Raw genomic sequence first — 17701 nt, 5'->3', positions numbered from 1 at the left:
CCGCCGTCGGGCCCCCCCCCCCCCCCCCCCCCCCCCCCGCCCCCCCCCCCCCCGCCCCCCCCCCGCCCCACCCCCACCGTCAGGCGAAGACGCGCACCCCGCCCAGTCCGCCGCAGGCACCCGCACTCGCACCCGCACCCACGACAACCGGAGAGGCTGACACAGACCGTGCACGACGAACTCATCGCACAGGCCCAGGCGTGGCTCACCGAGGACCCCGACCCGGACACCCGCACCGAGCTCGCGCGCCTCATCGACGCCGGGGACCACGCCGAACTCGCCGCCCGCTTCGCCGGCACCCTGCAGTTCGGCACGGCCGGCCTCCGCGGCGAACTCGGCGCCGGCCCCCTGCGCATGAACCGCACGGTCGTCATCCGCGCCGCCGCGGGCCTCGCCGCGTACCTCAAGAAGCAGGGCCACGACAACGGCCTCGTCGTCATCGGCTACGACGCCCGGTACAAGTCGCACGACTTCGCCCTCGACACCGCCGCCGTCATGACCGGCGCCGGCCTGCGCGCGGCGGTCCTCCCCCGCCCCCTGCCCACGCCCGTCCTCGCGTTCGCGATAAGGCACCTGGGCGCGGTCGCGGGCGTGGAGGTCACGGCCAGCCACAACCCGCCCCGCGACAACGGCTACAAGGTGTACCTCGGCGACGGCTCCCAGATCGTCCCCCCGGCGGACATCGACATCGCCGCCGAGATCGCCGCCGTCCCGTCCCTGACCACGGTCCGCCGCCCGACCGAAGGCTGGACCACCCTCGACGACAGCGTCCTCGACGCCTACCTCGCGCGCACGGACGCCGTCCTCGCCGAGGGCTCGCCCCGCACCGCCCGCACGGTGTACACGGCGATGCACGGCGTCGGCAAGGACGTCCTCCTGGCCGCCTTCGCCCGCGCCGGCTTCCCGGAGCCGGTCCTGGTCACGGAGCAGGCCGACCCAGACCCGGACTTCCCGACCGTCGCGTTCCCCAACCCGGAGGAGCCCGGCGCGATGGACCTGGCGTTCGCCACGGCCCGCGAGAGCGCCCCGGACCTGATCATCGCCAACGACCCGGACGCGGACCGCTGTGCCGTCGCCGTCCAGGACGGCTCCGACTGGCGCATGCTCCGCGGCGACGAGGTCGGCGCGCTCCTCGCCGCCCACCTGGTCCGCCGCGGCGCGACCGGCACCTTCGCGGAGTCGATCGTCTCGTCCTCCCTCCTCGGCCGTATCGCCGAGAAGGCGGGCCTGCGCCACGTCGAGACCCTGACCGGCTTCAAGTGGATCGCCCGCGCGGAGGGCCTGCGCTACGGCTACGAGGAGGCCCTCGGCTACTGCGTGGACCCCGACGGCGTCCGCGACAAGGACGGCATCACGGCGGCGCTCCTGGTCACGGAACTGGCCTCGCAGCTGAAGGAGGAGGGCCGCACCCTCCTCGACCTCCTGGACGACCTGGCGGTGGAGCACGGCCTGCACGCGACGGACCAGCTGTCGGTCCGCGTGGAGGACCTCTCCCTCATCACGGCGGCGATGACCCGCCTGCGCGAGCAGCCCCCGGCCGAGCTGGCCGGTCTGCCCGTCACCCGCACCGACGACCTCACGCAGGGCACGGACACCCTCCCGCCCACGGACGGCCTGCGCTACACGCTGGAAGGCGCCCGGGTGATCGTCCGCCCGAGCGGCACCGAGCCGAAGCTGAAGTGCTACCTGGAGGTCGTCGTCCCGGTCACCTCGCACGCCGGCCTCCCCGCGGCCCGCGCGCAGGCGACGGAGGTCCTGGAGGCGATCAAGCGCGACCTCGCGGCGGCTGCGGGCATCTGACCCCGAGACACCGGGGCCGCAGGGCCCCCCGCGGACGCGGGGGGCCCACCTCACGCTGAGCCCGGCCCGGCGCACCACTCGGCCCCAGGGCCGCACGGGGCGCCACAGGGCAACGCACTGGACCGCAGCCGCACAACGCCGCACGGGACCACCGCCGCACGAGGCCGCACGGGGCCGCAGCCGCACAACGCCGCACCCGACCGCCCCCACCCGGTCGACCCCGCAGCCGGCCCCCGGTCCCCAGTCCGCGGCCCCCGGCCCCCGGGTCAGCCCACCAGCAGCAGGACCAGCACCAGCACCGCACCCGCGGCCGCCGGCCCCATCACCTCGTAGGCCCAGCGCACGGTGACCTCCCCCTGCGCGGACTCCGCCCCGTGCCGCGCCTCGTGCAGCGCGCGCAGGTCGTCGACGATCCGGTCGGTCTCGGCCCGGACCGGACCGTCGGAGACGGGCCCGTGGTCGAGACCGCCCCCGAGCCCCGTCCGCATGCCGAGCGCACCGCCCCGGCCCTCGTCCCGGCTGTCGCCCCGGCCCATCGCCCGCCGCGCCTGCGCCGTCGCCCGCATCTCGCGCCGCGCGGCCTTCTTGCGGGCGCGCAGCGACACGGGTACGGCCCACAGCTGGTACTTCGCACCGGACTCGGTGAGGACCTCGTTCGAATAGGCGGACCGCAGGGACGCGACCTTCCCCCACGGCACCACGATCACGCGGAACGGGTTGCGGATGCGCAGCCGGTCGCCGCCGGCGTACACGGCGGGCCGCAGCGTGAAGGCGACCACCAGCGGCACCACCAGGAGCATCAGGGCCAGGGCCAGCCACGGCGTGCGCCCCTCGCCCGAGAGGACGGCGTCGATCCCGAGCCATCCGACGACGGCGAGCAGCAGCACACCACCGGCGATGGCCGGAATCGACCGGTACACCCGGTCCTTGGACTCGGGCTCCGAAGGCTGCGGCGCTGGCGACTGGGACTCGGGGCTCGTCATGTCTCGATTCTGCCGGACCGCTTCCGGGCTCCGTCATCGGCCCGAGGAGAGTCGGAGGGCTGTACAGCCGCTACGCGCGTAGATATGCTCGTCTGGTGACCATGCCCAGTTCTGCACTCACCGCAGCTCACCCCCTCAAGGACGTCGCCTCGTCCGACAGCGCGCTGCGCCGCTTCCTCCACGGGCTCCCGGGCGTCGACGCGGTCGGGCTCGAGGGGCGTGCGGCCTCCCTCGGCACGCGTTCGATCAAGACGACCGCGAAGGCGTACGCCATCGACCTCGCCATCTCGATGGTCGACCTGACGACGCTGGAAGGCGCGGACACCCCGGGCAAGGTCCGGGCGCTCGGCGCGAAGGCGGTCAGGCCCGACCCGACGGACCGTACGACGCCCGCCACGGCCGCGGTCTGCGTCTACCCCGACATGGTGGGCGTGGCCAAGGAGGCCGTCGCCGGCTCCGGCGTGAAGGTCGCCTCGGTGGCCACGGCGTTCCCGGCCGGCCGGGCCTCGCTCGACGTCAAGCTGACCGACGTGCGCGAGGCCGTCGCCGCGGGCGCCGACGAGATCGACATGGTCATCGACCGCGGGGCGTTCCTCGCGGGGCGATACTTGAAGGTGTACGACGAGATCACCGCCGTGAAGGAGGCCTGCGGCACCTCGGCGCGCCTGAAGGTCATCTTCGAGACGGGCGAGCTCTCGACGTACGACAACATCCGCCGCGCGAGCTGGCTCGGGATGCTGGCGGGGGCGGACTTCATCAAGACCTCCACCGGAAAGGTCGCGGTCAACGCGACCCCGGCGAACACGCTGCTGATGCTGGAGGCGGTGCGCGACTTCCGCGCCCAGACCGGCATCCAGGTCGGCGTGAAGCCGGCCGGCGGCATCCGTACGTCGAAGGACGCCATCAAGTTCCTCGTGCTGGTCAACGAGACGGCGGGCGCGGACTGGCTGGACAACCACTGGTTCCGCTTCGGCGCCTCCTCGCTGCTCAACGACCTGCTGATGCAGCGCCAGAAGCTGGCCACCGGCCGCTACTCCGGTCCCGACTACGTGACGGTGGACTGAGCCCCATGACCATGGACAACGTGTCATCCGTATTCGCCTACGCCCCGGCCCCCGAGTCGCGCGCGATCGTCGACATCGCGCCCTCCTACGGCCTGTTCATCGACGGCGAGTTCGTCGAGGCGGCCGACGGCAAGGTCTTCAAGACCGTCTCGCCGTCCTCAGAGGAGGTCCTCTCCGAGATCGCGCAGGCCGGTTCCGAGGACGTCGACCGCGCGGTGAAGGCCGCCCGCCGGGCGTTCGAGAAGTGGTCGGCGCTGCCCGGCTCGGAGCGCGCCAAGTACCTGTTCCGCATCGCGCGGATCATCCAGGAGCGCAGCCGTGAGCTGGCCGTCCTGGAGACCCTCGACAACGGCAAGCCGATCAAGGAGACCCGCGACGCGGACCTCCCCCTGGTCGCGGCGCACTTCTTCTACTACGCGGGCTGGGCCGACAAGCTCGACCACGCCGGCTTCGGCGCGAACCCCCGGCCGCTGGGTGTCGCGGGCCAGGTCATCCCCTGGAACTTCCCGCTGCTGATGCTGGCGTGGAAGATCGCCCCGGCCCTGGCGACGGGCAACACGGTCGTGCTGAAGCCCGCCGAGACGACCCCCCTGTCCGCCCTGTTCTTCGCGGACATCTGCCGCCAGGCGGGCCTGCCCAAGGGCGTCGTCAACATCCTGCCGGGCTTCGGGGACGCGGGCGCGGCGCTGGTCGCCCACCCGGACGTGGACAAGGTCGCCTTCACCGGCTCCACGGCCGTCGGCAAGGAGATCGCCCGCACGGTCGCCGGCACCCGCAAGAAGGTCACGCTGGAGCTCGGCGGCAAGGGCGCCAACATCGTCTTCGACGACGCCCCGATCGACCAGGCCGTCGAGGGCATCGTCAACGGCATCTTCTTCAACCAGGGCCAGGTCTGCTGCGCCGGCAGCCGCCTGCTGGTGCAGGAGTCGATCCAGGAGGAGCTCCTGGAGTCGCTGAAGCGCCGTCTGTCCACGCTCCGCCTCGGCGACCCGCTGGACAAGAACACCGACATCGGCGCGATCAACTCCGAGGAGCAGCTGACCCGCATCACCTCGCTCGTCGAGCGGGGCGAGGCGGAGGGCGCCGAGCGCTGGTCGCCCGCCTGCGAACTGCCCGAGAGCGGCTACTGGTTCGCCCCGACGCTGTTCACGAACGTCACGCAGGCGCACACCGTCGCCCGGGACGAGATCTTCGGCCCGGTGCTGTCGGTGCTGACGTTCCGCACGCCGGACGAGGCGGTCGCCAAGGCCAACAACACGCCGTACGGGCTGTCCGCCGGCATCTGGACGGAGAAGGGCTCGCGCATCCTGGCGGTCGCGAACAAGCTCCGCGCGGGTGTCGTCTGGTCCAACACGTTCAACAAGTTCGACCCGACGTCGCCGTTCGGCGGTTACAAGGAGTCGGGCTTCGGCCGCGAGGGCGGCCGCCACGGCCTGGAGGCGTACCTCGCCCCGTCGAGCCCGGAGGGCGAGCGTTAAATGAATGCAGTTGACCGTCTCAGTGTGTTCAAGACCTACAAGCTGTACGTCGGCGGGAAGTTCCCGCGTTCCGAGAGCGGCCGGGTGTACGAGGTGACCGACGCAAAGGGCAAGTGGCTGGCCAACGCGCCCCTGTCCTCCCGCAAGGACGCCCGGGACGCGGTCGTCGCGGCCCGCAAGGCGTTCGGCGGCTGGTCCGGGGCGACGGCCTACAACCGGGGCCAGGTGCTCTACCGCGTCGCCGAGATGCTGGAGGGCCGCCGGGACCAGTTCGTGCGCGAGGTGGCCGACGCGGAGGGCCTGTCGAAGTCCAAGGCGGCCGTCGTCGTGGACGCGACGATCGACCGCTGGGTCTGGTACGCGGGCTGGACCGACAAGATCGCCCAGGTGGTCGGCGGGGGCAACCCGGTGGCGGGCCCGTTCTTCAACCTGTCCTCCCCCGAGCCGACGGGCGTGGTCGCCGTCCTGGCACCGCAGGATTCGTCCTTCCTGGGCCTGGTGTCGGTGCTCGCCCCGGTGATCGCCACCGGCAACACGGCGGTCGTGGTGGCCAGCGAGAAGGCCCCGCTGCCCGCCCTGTCGCTGGCCGAGGTGCTGGCCACCTCGGACGTCCCCGGCGGCGTGGTCAACGTCCTGTCGGGCCGCACGGCGGAGATCGCCACCCCGCTCGCCGCCCACCAGGACGTCAACGCGATCGACCTCGCGGGCGCCGACGAGGTCCTCGCCAAGGAGCTGGAGATCGCCGCGGCCGACAACCTCAAGCGCGTTCTCCGTCCACAGCCTGTGGATTACGCGCGGACGCCGGGCACCGACCGCATGACGGCGTTTTTGGAGACCAAGACGGTCTGGCACCCCACGGGGTCGCTGGGCGCGTCGGGTTCCTCCTACTAGGCGCCCCCCACAGCTGAAGCCCCGGCCCTCCTCCGTCCGGGAGGGCCGGGGCTTCGCCGCGTGCGCGCCTACTGCTGCGAGAGCAGCCCGGCCGCCTGTCCCACCACCGGGATGCTCGCGATGGACTGGGCCTGCGCCACCGGCCCCGTCAGCGCCTGGGACGTCATCGGCTTGAAGTCGGCGAGCTGGGTGCCCACGCCGTTGTCGAGCGGATCGACCCCGGTGCCGGCGAGCGGGTTGGGCTTGAGGCCGGCGACCGGGCCGGTGACGTAGCCGAGCGTGCCGGTGGTGGCCTGGAGGCCGGACTGCGGGTCGATCCTGCCGAGGTCGGTGGGGCGGGTGTTGACCACACCGAGGAGGGACGTGGTGTCCGCCGCGGCCGTCGTCGTGCCCGCGCCCAGCGCCGCCCCCGCGGTGGCGAGGAGGGCCAGAGCGCGCCGGGCGGTCGGCTTCTTGGGGGAGTCGTGTCGGGCCATCGCTGCCACCTTCTGATGCACTCGGTAACCGAATCAACGCGAAGGGTAGTTGAGGTGTGACGCGCGCATCAAAGCCGACCCGCGGGGTCGTACGGCGCCCGATGGATGCCTCACACTGGTGTCCCGTGAGTTCCCCTCTGCCCATACCCGCGCGAGTCGTGCTGCTCTGCGGCCCCTCCGGCTCCGGCAAGTCCCTCCTCGCGGCCCGCTCCGGCCTTCCGGTGCTGCGCCTCGACGACTTCTACAAGGAGGGCGACGACCCGACTCTGCCCCTGGTGGCGGGGAGCTCCGACATCGACTGGGACCACCCGGACTCCTGGGACGCGGACGCCGCCGTCGCCGCGATCACCGAGCTGTGCGGCACGGGCCGTACCGAGGTGCCCGTCTACGACCTCGGGCTCAGCGCCCGTACCGGCGCGGAGACGGTCGACATCGGACGCACCCCGCTGTTCATCGCGGAGGGCATCTTCGCCGCGGAGATCGTCACGCGCTGCCGCGAGCTCGGCGTCCTCGCCGACGCGCTGTGCCTGAGCCGCGGTTCGGTGAAGACCTTCCGGCGCCGCTTCCTGCGGGATCTGAGGGAGGGGCGCAAGTCGGTGACGTTCCTGCTGCGCCGCGGCTGGCGCCTGATGCGGCAGGAGCGCTCGATCGTCGCGCGCCAGACCGCGCTGGGCGCGTACGCCTGCGACCGCGACGAGGCGATGGGCCGGCTGGCGGCCGCGGCGGCGGGCCGCTGCGAGGGCATGCGCACGGCGGCCTGACGGCCCCGGGACGTGAAAAAGCGGGACTGGACGGACCCCCCGGCCCTCCAGTCCCGCTCCCCGTTTCCCCCGTCCCCCCTGTCCCCACTCTCCTGGGAAGACGCCCCCCAGCGTCTCCACAGATCCCCCGTGGGCCCCCTCCTGTGGTGCTCCCCCCCGTACCTTCAGGCCACGAGCTCGCCGAAGGCGTCCTCCTCGTCACGGCCGAAGCTGAGGACCTCGTCCTCGCGCAGCCGGCGGAGCGACCGCCAGATGCTGGACTTCACCGTGCCGACACTGATGTCGAGGATGTCCGCGATCTCCGGGTCCGTGCGGCCCTCGTAGTAGCGCAGGACCAGCATGGTGCGCTGGAGCTCGGGCAGCCGGGCCAGCGCCTGCCACAGGACCGCGCGCAGCTCGGTGCCGCGCATCGCGTCCGTGTCGCCGGGCGTCTCCGGCAGTTCCTCGGTCGGGTACTCGTTGAGCTTGCGGCGCCGCCAGGCGCTGATGTGCAGGTTGGTCATGGTGCGGCGGAGGTACCCGCCGACCGCGGCCTTGTCGCTGATCCGGTCCCACGCCCGGTAGGTCGAGAACAGGGCGCTCTGCAGCAGGTCCTCGGCCTCGAAGCGGTCGCCGGTCAGGTGGTAGGCGGTGGCGTACAGGGAGGCGCGGCGCTCCTGGACGTAGGCGGTGAACTCCGCCTCCGTCAGTGAACGGCGCTCCCCCGAGTCCTCCCCGTACGCGGCTCCCCCGTGAACCGCCCCCGTCCCCTTGCTCTCCCCCGTGCGTGCGTCAACCACCGTCATGAACCCGGTGTGCTGACGCCCGGTGCCGCGAGCGCACCCCCGCCCGCTCACGGCACCGGACTTCTCCGGACCCCGGTGCACGTCGTGCAGACGCGTGATCACTGCGCTGGTGCTGGTGCCGTGCAGCGTGTTCATCTCGCGCCCCCCGTCGTGGACTTCCGGTGTGCGGCCCGCCGGTCGGGCGGGCTTCCTTGCCTGTGCCGAAAAGCTTGCCGCGGCACTTTCATCGCCGTGTCCGCCGACTGTCACAGACCTGTCACAGGGGCCGGCCACAGGACGCACACACCTCGTCCACAGGGTTCACGGGTACCGGCGGGATCCTCTCGGGCCCACCGGTCGAACCCCGAGCCCTCCATGGGCCAGAATGAGCCCGTGCCTTCCCTGTTGCTGATCGAGGACGACGACGCCATCCGGACGGCCCTGGAGCTCTCACTGACGCGCCAGGGACACCGCGTGGCGACCGCTGCCAGCGGTGAGGACGGTCTGAAGCTGCTGCGCGAGCAGCGGCCGGATCTGATCGTGCTGGACGTGATGCTGCCCGGCATCGACGGGTTCGAGGTGTGCCGGCGCATCCGGCGCACGGACCAACTGCCGATCATCCTGCTGACCGCGCGCAGCGACGACATCGACGTGGTGGTCGGGCTGGAGTCCGGCGCCGACGACTACGTCGTGAAACCGGTGCAGGGGCGGGTGCTGGACGCCCGGATCCGGGCCGTGCTGCGGCGCGGCGAGCGGGAGTCCAACGACGCGGCGACCTTCGGCAGCCTCGTCATCGACCGCTCGGCGATGACCGTGACCAAGAACGGCGAGGACCTCCAGCTCACGCCGACCGAGCTGCGGCTGCTGCTGGAGCTGAGCCGGCGGCCGGGGCAGGCGCTGTCCCGGCAGCAGCTGCTGCGGCTGGTCTGGGAGCACGACTACCTGGGCGACTCGCGGCTGGTGGACGCCTGCGTCCAGCGGCTGCGCGCCAAGGTCGAGGACGTGCCGTCGTCCCCGACGCTGATCCGTACCGTGCGGGGTGTCGGCTACCGGCTGGATCCGCCTCAGTGACCCAGCAGGACCCGGGGGGTACCCGCGGCTGGACCGCGGCACGCAAGGGAGTTCTGTCGCGGCTGCGCTTCACGAGCCTGCGGCTGAGGCTGGTCCTCGTCTTCGGCCTGGTGGCCCTGACGGCGGCCGTGTCCGCGTCCGGCATCGCGTACTGGCTCAACCGCGAGGCCGTGCTCACCCGCACCCAGGACGCCGTGCTGCGGGACTTCGAGCAGGAGATGCAGAACCGGGCGAGCGCGCTGCCCGAGCGGCCGACGCAGGACGAACTGCAGCACACGGCGGGCCAGATGGCCGGCAGCGACCAGCGCTTCAGCGTGCTGCTGGTGGCCCGCAACGCCGACGGCAGGACCGTCTACGGCAGCTCCGGCGGGCTGAACGGCTTCTCGCTGCAAGACGTGCCGGTGTCGCTGCGCACCGCGGTGAACAAGACGCAGAAGGTCGACGGGACCAACAAGCACCCGCACCACCTGTACTGGCAGCGGATAGTCGACCACGACACCCCCTACCTCGTGGCGGGCACGCGGGTGATCGGCGGCGGCCCGACCGGGTACATGCTCAAGTCCCTGGAGCCGGAGGCCAAGGACCTCAACTCGCTGGCCTGGTCGCTGGGGATCGCCACGGGCCTGGCGCTGATCGGCTCGGCGCTGCTCGCGCAGGCCGCGGCGACGACCGTGCTGAAGCCGGTGCAGCGGCTCGGGGCGGCCGCCCGGCGGCTCGGCGAGGGCAAGCTCGACACCCGGCTGCGGGTGTCCGGCACGGACGAACTGGCCGATCTGTCGCGGACCTTCAACAACGCGGCCGAGGCGCTGGAGAAACGGGTCGCCGACATGGCCGCGCGGGACGAGGCCTCCCGGCGGTTCGTGGCGGACATGAGCCATGAGCTGCGGACGCCGCTGACCGCCATCACCGCCGTCACGGAGGTGCTGGAGGAGGAGCTGGAGGCGGAGACCGGCAGCATGGACCCGATGATCGAGCCGGCCGTACGGCTCGTCGTCAGCGAGACCCGCCGCCTGAACGACCTGGTCGAGAACCTCATGGAGGTCACCCGCTTCGACGCGGGCACCGCCCGGCTCGTGCTGGACGACGTCGACATCGCCGACCAGATCACCGCCTGCATCGACGCCCGCGCCTGGCTGGACGCGGTCGAGCTGGACGCCGAGCGCGGCATCCACGCCCGGCTGGACCCGCGCCGCCTGGACGTCATACTGGCCAACCTCATCGGCAACGCGCTCAAACACGGCGGCTCCCCGGTGCGGGTGTCCGTCCGCGAGGAGGACGACTCGCTCGTCATCGCGGTGCGGGACCACGGGCCCGGCATCCCCGAGGACGTCCTGCCGCACGTCTTCGACCGCTTCTACAAGGCCAGCGCCTCCCGGCCGCGCTCCGAGGGCAGCGGCCTGGGCCTGTCCATCGCCCTGGAGAACGCCCACATCCACGGCGGCGAGATCACCGCGGCCAACTCGCCCGACTCCGGCGCGGTGTTCACCCTGCGGCTGCCGCGCGACTCCTCCGAGCCCGGGGAGCGGCCCGCCGGGGACGGCGACGCGCCGGGGGACGAGGCGGGCCACGACACGGGTGAGGACGCGAAGGGGGACGCCCGATGACCGTACGACGTCCACGGGCCGCTGCGGCGGCACGCGGTGCGGGCCCGGTGGCGCCCGGGCGGGCCCGCCCGGCCCCGGTGGCGATCACGGCCCGGGACGGGCGGTGGCGGCGCCCGGCGCGCGTGTCCCGGCTGGCCGGCCTCCCGGTGCTCGCCGTGCTGCTCGCCGGGTGCGGGATCCGGGCCACCGAGGTGCCGACGAACTTCGGGCCCGCGCCCTCGCGGGTGCAGTGCTCGCTGACCGAGCCGGACGTGTCGACGCAAGCCGCGCGGGGGCTGCCGGTGCAGGTGTTCCTGCTGTGCGGCTCCCAGCTCGTCACCGTCGACCGGACCGTACGGGTCGCGGACGGCGCGGCCGACTCCGAGCGGCGTGTGCTCGTCGCGCAGGGGCTGCTGGACCAGCTCGCGCAGCCGCCGTCGCCGGCCGAGAAGGAGGCCGGGTACAGCACGGACGTCCGCGGCGGCATCACCGTGGGCGGGCCCCGGCCCGGCGACCCGGACGACACGCTGCGGCTCGGCACGGCGCCGGAGAGCCTCACCTCGTACGCCCTCGCGCAGATCGTGTGCACCTTCTCCGACTCGGCGGCCGCCGAGGGCGACGGCTCCGTGGTCCTGGCGGGCCCCGGCGCCGAGCCGCCGCGCCGCTACGAGTGCACCGACGAGGTGCGGGCCCGCCCGGGCAGCACGGCACCGCCCGCCAAGGAGGTCGCCGCGGAGTGACGCGGGCCGGTTGTGGCGCATGCCTCACCGGCGTACCGGGGCCCCTCCCGGAACCGATCCTGCCGGGGGCGGCGTCTAGGGGGGCGTGCAGCGTCAAGGCTCCATCGGCGGCAGCGCCGCGTTCCGCGTCCGGGTGACAGGAGGTGTCCTCCTCGTCGCGCATCTCGTGTTCGTCGCCTGGTTGACGCTGCGACCGCTGGACGTGCCCTGGGTGATGCCCGCCAATCTGCGGCCCTTCGCCGGGGTCCGGGCCGACCTCGCCCTGGGCTGGCCCGGGGCGGTCCGCCCGATCGGCGAGAAGCTGGCCCTGCTCGCCCCGCTGGGGGTGCTGCTGCCGATGGCGAGCGGCCGGCTGGTCGTCTCGCCCCTGGTGTCGCTGCTGCGCACCGCCGCGGCCGGCGCCCTGCTGTCGCTGAGCATCGAGCTGCTGCAGACCGGGGTTCCCGGCCAGGTCGTCGATGTCGACTCGCTGTTCCTGAACACCGCGGGCGTCGCCCTCGCGCATCTCGCGCTGGTGCCCGCCGGGCGCTCCTGGCTGCGCCGCCGCGCCACCGTGTGGCCGCCGCGCGCACCCCTGGCCGCCGAGGAGCCGGCTCAGGGTCGGACCCCGACGATTCCCAGGGTCGGGATCGCCCCGTGGAGCGACGCTTTGCCCCCTTCGTCTCCGTAGCGTGGAGTGCAGATGGGGTACTCGCACCGGAGGCCTCACGCACCGACGTTGAAGGAGTCGCGCATGTCCCGCCTCGCCCGCCCCACCCACGGCCGCATGATCGGCGGAGTGTGCGCCGCACTGGCACGGCGCTTCGGCACCTCCGCCACGACGATGCGGGTGATCTTCCTGGTCTCCTGCCTGCTGCCGGGCCCTCAGTTCCTGCTCTACATCGCCCTGTGGATCCTGCTGCCGTCGGAGAGCGGGACGCAGAGCAAGGCGCAGACGGCCTGGTGACGCGCCGGCGCCGAAGCGCCGATGGGGCGCACCCCGTGTCCAGGGGTGCGCCCCATCGGCGTGGGTGTCCGCCTCGGCGTGCGGTCAGCCGACCGGAATGCCGTTCACCGGCAGGCCGTGCGTGGGCAGGCCCTGCACCGGGAGACCGCCCAGCAGCTTGGCGGCGGGGCCGGTCGGGCCCTCGGCCAGCAGCTGCTCGGCGACCGGCTGGGCGGCGGCGAGACCGGCACCGGCCGCCGTCTGGCCCTGCCCCAGCGCCTCGCCCGAGCCCGGCAGCGTCTGGGAGAGCTGCTCCGCCGGGAGCGCCGTCGTGACGGTCTCGAGCGTCTGGGCGGTGTCCGGGAGGGCCGGGGCGGCGTTGGCGGCGCCCGCACCGGCGGCGGCGAAAGCGGCACCGAGAGCGGCGACACCGAGGGACTTGGCAGCAGACTGCTTCATGAAAGGCGTCCTCGTAATGGATGACGGGGTGTGAGGGGTCCAGCGACCGTAGACACCCGGCGCCGCCCGCCGCAAACATCGAAATGCGGACGGATTGTGAACACCGCCCGCATTCGCCGTGTGCCGATTTCCGCCCGGTCAGCCCTCGGAGGGTGAAGAACCGCTGGTGGAAGCAGTTTGACGGAACAGCCATTCGGATTTCAGCTCGGCATATCCGGGCTTGATCACGTCATTGATCATGGCCAGTCGTTCATCGAAAGGAATGAACGCTGATTTCATCGCATTGACGGAGAACCACTGCATGTCGTCGAGCGTGTAGCCGAATGCCTCGACAAGGTGCTCGAATTCCCGGCTCATGCTGGTGTGGGACATCAGGCGGTTGTCCGTGTTGACGGTGGCCCGGAAGTGCAGCCGGCGCAGCAGCCCGATGGGGTGCTCGGCGTACGAGGACGCGGCCCCGGTCTGGAGGTTGGAGCTCGGGCACAGCTCCAGCGGGATGCGCTTGTCCCGGACGTAGGAGGCGAGCCGCCCGAGTTCGACGCGGCCGTCCTCGTGGATCGTGATGTCGTCGATGATGCGCACCCCGTGCCCGAGCCGGTCGGCGCCGCACCACTGCAGGGCCTGCCAGATGGAGGGCAGCCCGAAGGCCTCGCCGGCGTGGATGGTGAAGTGGTTGTTCTCGCGCTTGAGGTACTCGAAGGCGTCGAGGTGCCGGGTGGGCGGGTAGCCGGCCTCGGCACCCGCGATGTCGAACCCCACCACGCCCAGGTCGCGGTAGCGGTTGGCGAGTTCGGCGATCTCCAGGGCCCGGGCGGCGTGCCGCATGGCGGTGAGCAGGGCGCCGACGCGGATGCGCAGTCCGTTCTCCCGGGCGCGCCGCTCGCCTTCCCGGAAGCCCTCGTTGACGGCCTCGACGACCTCTTCGAGGCTCAGGCCGCCCGCCAGGTGCTGCTCGGGCGCGTAGCGGACCTCGGCGTAGACGACGCCGTCGGCGGCGAGGTCCTCGGCGCACTCGGCGGCGACCCGGACCAGGGCGTCGCGGGTCTGCATGACGGCGACGGTGTGCGAGAACGTCTCCAGGTACCGCTCCAGGGAACCGGAGTCGGCGGCCTCGCGGAACCAGTCGCCGAGCTTTTCCGGGTCGGTCTCGGGGAGCTCGGTGTAGCCGCTGTCGCGGGCGAGTCCGACGATCGTGGCGGGACGCAGGCCGCCGTCGAGATGGTCGTGCAGCAGAACCTTGGGCGCCCGGCGGATCTGGTCCGTGGTCGGGGTGTTCGCGATGGTCTGGCTCGTCATTTCCGCACTGTAACTCCTACGCGCGTAGACGGCGCGTCCCCGGCTGCTTTACGTTTCCGTCGATACGTAACGGTGACCCCCGGGACGGGTGGAGTACACCCGCCCTTCTGACACTGTTCTGTCATGGCACACCAAGCGACGCCGGCTCGCATGGCCCGGCTGGGAAGGACACTCGGACCGGAGCCGACGGCGGTGAGCGGCGTGGTGCTGCTGCTCCCCGGTGGCGAGGAGGTCTCCGGCCGCAGGCCCGCGCCCCTGCTGGCGACGGCCTCGGTCCGTGCCCTGGGGCGGCGGCTGGCCCGCGCGGGCCGGGAGGAGGGGCTCGCCGTCCACGTGGTGCACTACCGCTGCCGCGGCTGGAACGGCAGCGAGGCCAATCTCGCGCGCGACGCGGCGTGGGCGGCGGACGAGGCCGTACGGCGGTACGGGGACGTGCCGGTCTGCCTCGCCGGGATCGGGATGGGCGGGCGGGCGGCGCTGCGCGCGGCGGGGCACGAGGCCGTCAACTCCGCTGTGGCGCTCGCTCCTTGGCTGCCGGAGGAGGACGTGGCCGCGCCACCCGAACCGGTGAAGCAGCTGGTGGGCCGGCAGGTGCTGATCGTGCACGGCACCAACGACGGGCGGACGGACCCGGAGTTGTCCTTCCGGCTGGCGGCGCGGGCGAAGAAGGCGAACCGGGACGTGTGCCGGTTCGAAGTGCACGCGGACGGGCACGGGTTGCACCAGTACCGGGACGAAGTACTGGCGCTGGCCGAGGACTTCGTGATGGGGGCGGTGTTCGGACGGGCCGTGTCGCGGCCCGTGCGGGACGCGCTGGCCGCGCCGCCGCCGCTGGGGCTGCGGATGCCGCTCGCTGCGGGATTCAGTCCTGCGCGGCGGTAGCGCCGTCCGGGTTGCCGTGCTCTTCGGCCCGCGGGTCGTGTGCGGTCGCCCGCGCAGTTCCCCGCGCCCCCGGGATCAGGGCAACAGGCTGCCCCTTCTCGAGAGAAGGAACTTCTTGAAGGCGGCCACCGGCGGCGTGTCCGGATGGCCCTCCAGCCAGGCCACGCCGATTTCCCGGACCGCCCTGGGTGCGGTCACCGTCAGTTCGACCACGCCGGGGCGCGGGACCGCCGGCGGTGGCAGGAGCGCGACTCCGAGCCCCGCCGCCACCAGGCCCCGCAGGGTCTCGGCCTCCTCCCCCTCGAAGGCGATGCGGGGTTTGAAGCCGGCCTCCGCGCACAGGTCGTCGGTGATGCGGCGCAGGCCGTAGCCGGGTTCCAGGGTGACGAAGGTTTCGTCGGCCGCCTCGGCCAGGCGGACGCGGCGGCGGCCGGCCAGGGCGTGGTCGGCGGGGACCACCAGGCGGAGCTTCTGCTCGTCCAGGCGGCGGGCGACCAGGTCGGGGGCGTCGGGGACCGGGGACGTCAGGCACAGGTCCAGGTCGCCCGCGCGCAGGCGCTCCAGCATGGCCTCGCCGTAGTTCTGCACGAGGCTGAAGCGGACGCGGGGGTGGTCGGCGCGGAAGGCCTGGAGGAGGCCGGGCACGGTCTCGGCGCCCATGGTGTGCAGGAAACCGAAGGCGACCTTGCCGGTGGCGGGGTCGGCGTCGGCCCGCACCTCCTCGACGGCGCGCCCGATCTCCCCCAGGGCGCGCTCGACGGAGGTGAGGAAGGTGCGGCCGGCCGGGGTGAGGGAGACCGTGCGGCCGTGGCGGGCGAACAGGTCCACCCCCAGGTCCTGCTCCAGCCGGGCCATGGACCGGGAGAGCGTCGACTGCGGGACGTCCATCTCCCGGGCCGCGCGGGTGACGTGCTCGGTGCGGGCCACGCCGGCGAAGTACGCCAGGCGCGGGGCCAGCGACATCACCATGTCTTCTGTGTCACTGAACGGTGACAGCCACTCCGCTGAACTGTGTTGATGCACCATGGGAACGATTATGACCGTTCCATGCATTGGACGGATCAGTGGCGGCGTCCGTAGGTTCGAGGCATGTCTCCCGCCAGTACCGGGGCGTCCACCGTCGTGGGCGCCGCTGCCTCCGTCCCTGCTTCCGACCCCCGCATGTCCCCGGGCGGGCCCGGCTACCGCCGGATGAGCTTCGCCCTCTTCCTCGCCGGTGTCGCGACCTTCGCGCTGCTGTACTCCACCCAGGCGCTGCTCCCGCTGATCTCCGGCGAGTTCGGGGTGACCGCGAGCGACGCGAGCTGGACCGTGGCCGCCGCGACGGGCGGACTGGCGCTGTTCGTGCTGCCGATGAGCGCGCTGTCGGAGCGCTTCGGACGGCGGACCGTCATGACGGCCTCGCTGGCCGTGGCGGTGACCGTCGGGCTGCTGGTGCCCTTCGCCCCCTCGCTGGGCGTCCTGGTCGTGCTGCGGGCGCTGCAGGGCGCCGCGCTCGCCGGGCTGCCGGCGTCGGCGACCGCCTACCTCGCGGAGGAGGTCAGCCCCAAGGCGCTGGTCACCGCGATCGGGCTGTTCGTCGCGGGCAACAGCGTCGGCGGGATGAGCGGCCGGGTGATCACCGGCTGGGTCGCGCAGGAGTGGGGCTGGCGGGTGGCCGTCGGCGTCGTCGGCGCGCTCGCCGTGGCCTGCGCGGTGGCCTTCCGGGCGCTGCTGCCCGCGCCGCGGCACTTCACGGCCGGCTCGCTGCGGCCCCGCGTGCTGGCGCGCACCGTCCGCGACCACCTGTCCGACCCGCTGCTGTGCCGGCTGTACGCGATCGGCGCGCTGTTCATGACGGTGTTCGGCGGTGTGTACACGGTCATCGGCTACCGGCTGACTGAGGCACCGTTCGGGCTGCCGCAGGGCATCGTCGGCTCGATCTTCCTGGTGTACCTGGTCGGCACGGTGTCCGCGTCGACCGCCGGCCGCCTGGTGGGCCGGCTGGGCCGCCGGGGCGCGCTGTACGCGGCCGGCGGGACGACGACGGCGGGTCTGCTGGTGTCCCTGGCGGGCTCCCTGCCGCTGGTCCTGCTGGGCCTGGTCCTCATCACGGCGGGCTTCTTCGCGGGCCACGCGGTGGCCTCCTCGGCGGTCAGCAAGACCGCCGCGCACGGCCGCGCCCAGGCCTCCGCGCTGTACCAGTCCGCGTACTACATCGGCTCCAGCGCGGGCAGCACGGCCGGCGCCCTCGCCTTCCACGCGGGCGGCTGGGCCGGGACCGTCGGGGTCGGGCTGCTGGCGGTGCTGGGCGTCGTGACGATCACGGTGTTCGGGACGCGGGCGGCACGGCTGCGGCAGCGGGTCGCCACCGCCGCCTGAGGCTCCGGGCCGCTCCCGGTGCGCCTGCTGCGAAGGGGGTGCGGCGGGACCCCCGAGGAGTGATCACCCCTTCCCACCTGCGCCTTTGCCCGCTCAGGGGGCCGTTGTCAGTGGGCTGCGGTAGCTTCCGAAGTGCTGGGGCGCGATGGCGCGCGAACAGAAGGTCC

General features: G+C 73.0%; 18 protein-coding genes. 12 read left to right on the top strand and 6 right to left on the bottom strand.

The features are described 5' to 3' along the window. Positions 1 to 168: 168 nt before the first annotated feature. A complete protein-coding gene (locus ACPXCS_RS22460) occupies positions 169 to 1800 on the top strand; it encodes a phospho-sugar mutase (protein ID WP_425948258.1) in 1632 nt (543 codons plus the stop codon). A gap of 266 nt (positions 1801 to 2066) precedes the next feature. Here the strand turns inward: ACPXCS_RS22460 and ACPXCS_RS22455 are convergent, their stop codons facing one another. Then, positions 2067 to 2783 (bottom strand): PH domain-containing protein, encoded by a 717-nt coding sequence (locus ACPXCS_RS22455; protein WP_425948260.1) that lies wholly within the window; start codon positions 2781 to 2783, stop codon positions 2067 to 2069. A gap of 101 nt (positions 2784 to 2884) precedes the next feature. Here ACPXCS_RS22455 and deoC point away from each other — a divergent pair, with 101 nt between their 5' ends. The 3 genes from deoC to ACPXCS_RS22440 are packed head-to-tail and all read left to right on the top strand — an operon-like array spanning position 2885 to position 6216. Then, on the top strand, positions 2885 to 3847 hold the full coding sequence (deoC, locus tag ACPXCS_RS22450; protein WP_425948261.1) for a deoxyribose-phosphate aldolase: 963 nt from the start codon (positions 2885 to 2887) through the stop codon (positions 3845 to 3847). A 20-nt stretch (positions 3848 to 3867) separates the two neighbouring features. After that, positions 3868 to 5325 carry an aldehyde dehydrogenase family protein gene (locus ACPXCS_RS22445; protein WP_425948263.1) on the top strand — a complete coding sequence of 486 codons (1458 nt, stop codon included), beginning with the start codon at positions 3868 to 3870 and terminating at the stop codon, positions 5323 to 5325. Beyond that, the gene (locus ACPXCS_RS22440; protein WP_425948265.1) at positions 5326 to 6216 is read left to right on the top strand and encodes an aldehyde dehydrogenase family protein; all 891 of its coding nucleotides are present in this window, start codon (positions 5326 to 5328) and stop codon (positions 6214 to 6216) included. Between the two features lie 68 nt (positions 6217 to 6284). Here ACPXCS_RS22440 and ACPXCS_RS22435 read toward each other — a convergent pair whose 3' ends face one another. After that, on the bottom strand, positions 6285 to 6692 hold the full coding sequence (locus tag ACPXCS_RS22435) for a hypothetical protein (protein ID WP_425948267.1): 408 nt from the start codon (positions 6690 to 6692) through the stop codon (positions 6285 to 6287). A gap of 101 nt (positions 6693 to 6793) precedes the next feature. On the opposite strand from ACPXCS_RS22435, the gene ACPXCS_RS22430 reads away from it, so the two are divergent. Next, complete coding sequence (locus tag ACPXCS_RS22430; protein WP_425948268.1) at positions 6794 to 7453, top strand: uridine kinase family protein; 660 nt, start codon at positions 6794 to 6796, stop codon at positions 7451 to 7453. Positions 7454 to 7617: 164 nt separating this feature from the next. On the opposite strand, the gene ACPXCS_RS22425 is transcribed toward ACPXCS_RS22430, so the two are convergent. Further along, the gene (locus ACPXCS_RS22425) at positions 7618 to 8373 is read right to left on the bottom strand and encodes a SigE family RNA polymerase sigma factor (protein ID WP_425948269.1); all 756 of its coding nucleotides are present in this window, start codon (positions 8371 to 8373) and stop codon (positions 7618 to 7620) included. 237 nt (positions 8374 to 8610) lie between these two features. Here ACPXCS_RS22425 and afsQ1 point away from each other — a divergent pair, with 237 nt between their 5' ends. From afsQ1 to ACPXCS_RS22400, 5 genes are all read left to right on the top strand, one after another. Further along, positions 8611 to 9288 (top strand): two-component system response regulator AfsQ1, encoded by a 678-nt coding sequence (gene afsQ1, locus ACPXCS_RS22420; protein ID WP_010048893.1) that lies wholly within the window; start codon positions 8611 to 8613, stop codon positions 9286 to 9288. Further along, positions 9285 to 10892 carry an ATP-binding protein gene (locus ACPXCS_RS22415; protein ID WP_425948271.1) on the top strand — a complete coding sequence of 536 codons (1608 nt, stop codon included), beginning with the start codon at positions 9285 to 9287 and terminating at the stop codon, positions 10890 to 10892. The genes afsQ1 and ACPXCS_RS22415 overlap by 4 nt, the downstream gene beginning before the upstream one ends. After that, positions 10889 to 11611, top strand: a complete 723-nt coding sequence (locus ACPXCS_RS22410; protein ID WP_425948273.1) for a hypothetical protein — start codon at positions 10889 to 10891, stop codon at positions 11609 to 11611. The genes ACPXCS_RS22415 and ACPXCS_RS22410 overlap by 4 nt, the downstream gene beginning before the upstream one ends. An 85-nt stretch (positions 11612 to 11696) precedes the next feature. Continuing rightward, positions 11697 to 12281: a VanZ family protein gene (locus tag ACPXCS_RS22405; protein ID WP_425948275.1), complete on the top strand. Its 585-nt coding sequence runs from the start codon at positions 11697 to 11699 to the stop codon at positions 12279 to 12281. A gap of 63 nt (positions 12282 to 12344) precedes the next feature. Next, complete coding sequence (locus ACPXCS_RS22400; protein ID WP_094054970.1) at positions 12345 to 12557, top strand: PspC domain-containing protein; 213 nt, start codon at positions 12345 to 12347, stop codon at positions 12555 to 12557. An 84-nt stretch (positions 12558 to 12641) separates the two neighbouring features. On the opposite strand, the gene ACPXCS_RS22395 is transcribed toward ACPXCS_RS22400, so the two are convergent. Both ACPXCS_RS22395 and ACPXCS_RS22390 read right to left on the bottom strand, forming a co-directional pair. Beyond that, positions 12642 to 12995 carry an ATP-binding protein gene (locus ACPXCS_RS22395; RefSeq protein ID WP_425948277.1) on the bottom strand — a complete coding sequence of 118 codons (354 nt, stop codon included), beginning with the start codon at positions 12993 to 12995 and terminating at the stop codon, positions 12642 to 12644. A 138-nt stretch (positions 12996 to 13133) separates the two neighbouring features. Further along, a complete protein-coding gene (locus ACPXCS_RS22390) occupies positions 13134 to 14291 on the bottom strand; it encodes an adenosine deaminase (RefSeq protein WP_425948279.1) in 1158 nt (385 codons plus the stop codon). Positions 14292 to 14414: 123 nt separating this feature from the next. Between ACPXCS_RS22390 and ACPXCS_RS22385 the strand changes: the two genes are divergently transcribed. Beyond that, positions 14415 to 15173: an alpha/beta hydrolase gene (locus ACPXCS_RS22385; RefSeq protein WP_425948281.1), complete on the top strand. Its 759-nt coding sequence runs from the start codon at positions 14415 to 14417 to the stop codon at positions 15171 to 15173. Positions 15174 to 15248: 75 nt separating this feature from the next. Here the strand turns inward: ACPXCS_RS22385 and ACPXCS_RS22380 are convergent, their stop codons facing one another. Then, a complete protein-coding gene (locus ACPXCS_RS22380; RefSeq protein ID WP_425948282.1) occupies positions 15249 to 16199 on the bottom strand; it encodes a LysR family transcriptional regulator in 951 nt (316 codons plus the stop codon). A 63-nt stretch (positions 16200 to 16262) separates the two neighbouring features. On the opposite strand from ACPXCS_RS22380, the gene ACPXCS_RS22375 reads away from it, so the two are divergent. Beyond that, positions 16263 to 17534, top strand: a complete 1272-nt coding sequence (locus ACPXCS_RS22375; protein ID WP_425948284.1) for an MFS transporter — start codon at positions 16263 to 16265, stop codon at positions 17532 to 17534. Positions 17535 to 17701: the final 167 nt, after the last annotated feature.

The sequence above is a fragment of the Streptomyces sp. DT190 genome (genome assembly GCF_049846985.1).
Taxonomy (GTDB): Bacteria; Actinomycetota; Actinomycetes; order Streptomycetales; family Streptomycetaceae; genus Streptomyces.
This window is presented reverse-complemented; position numbering and strand designations above follow the sequence as displayed.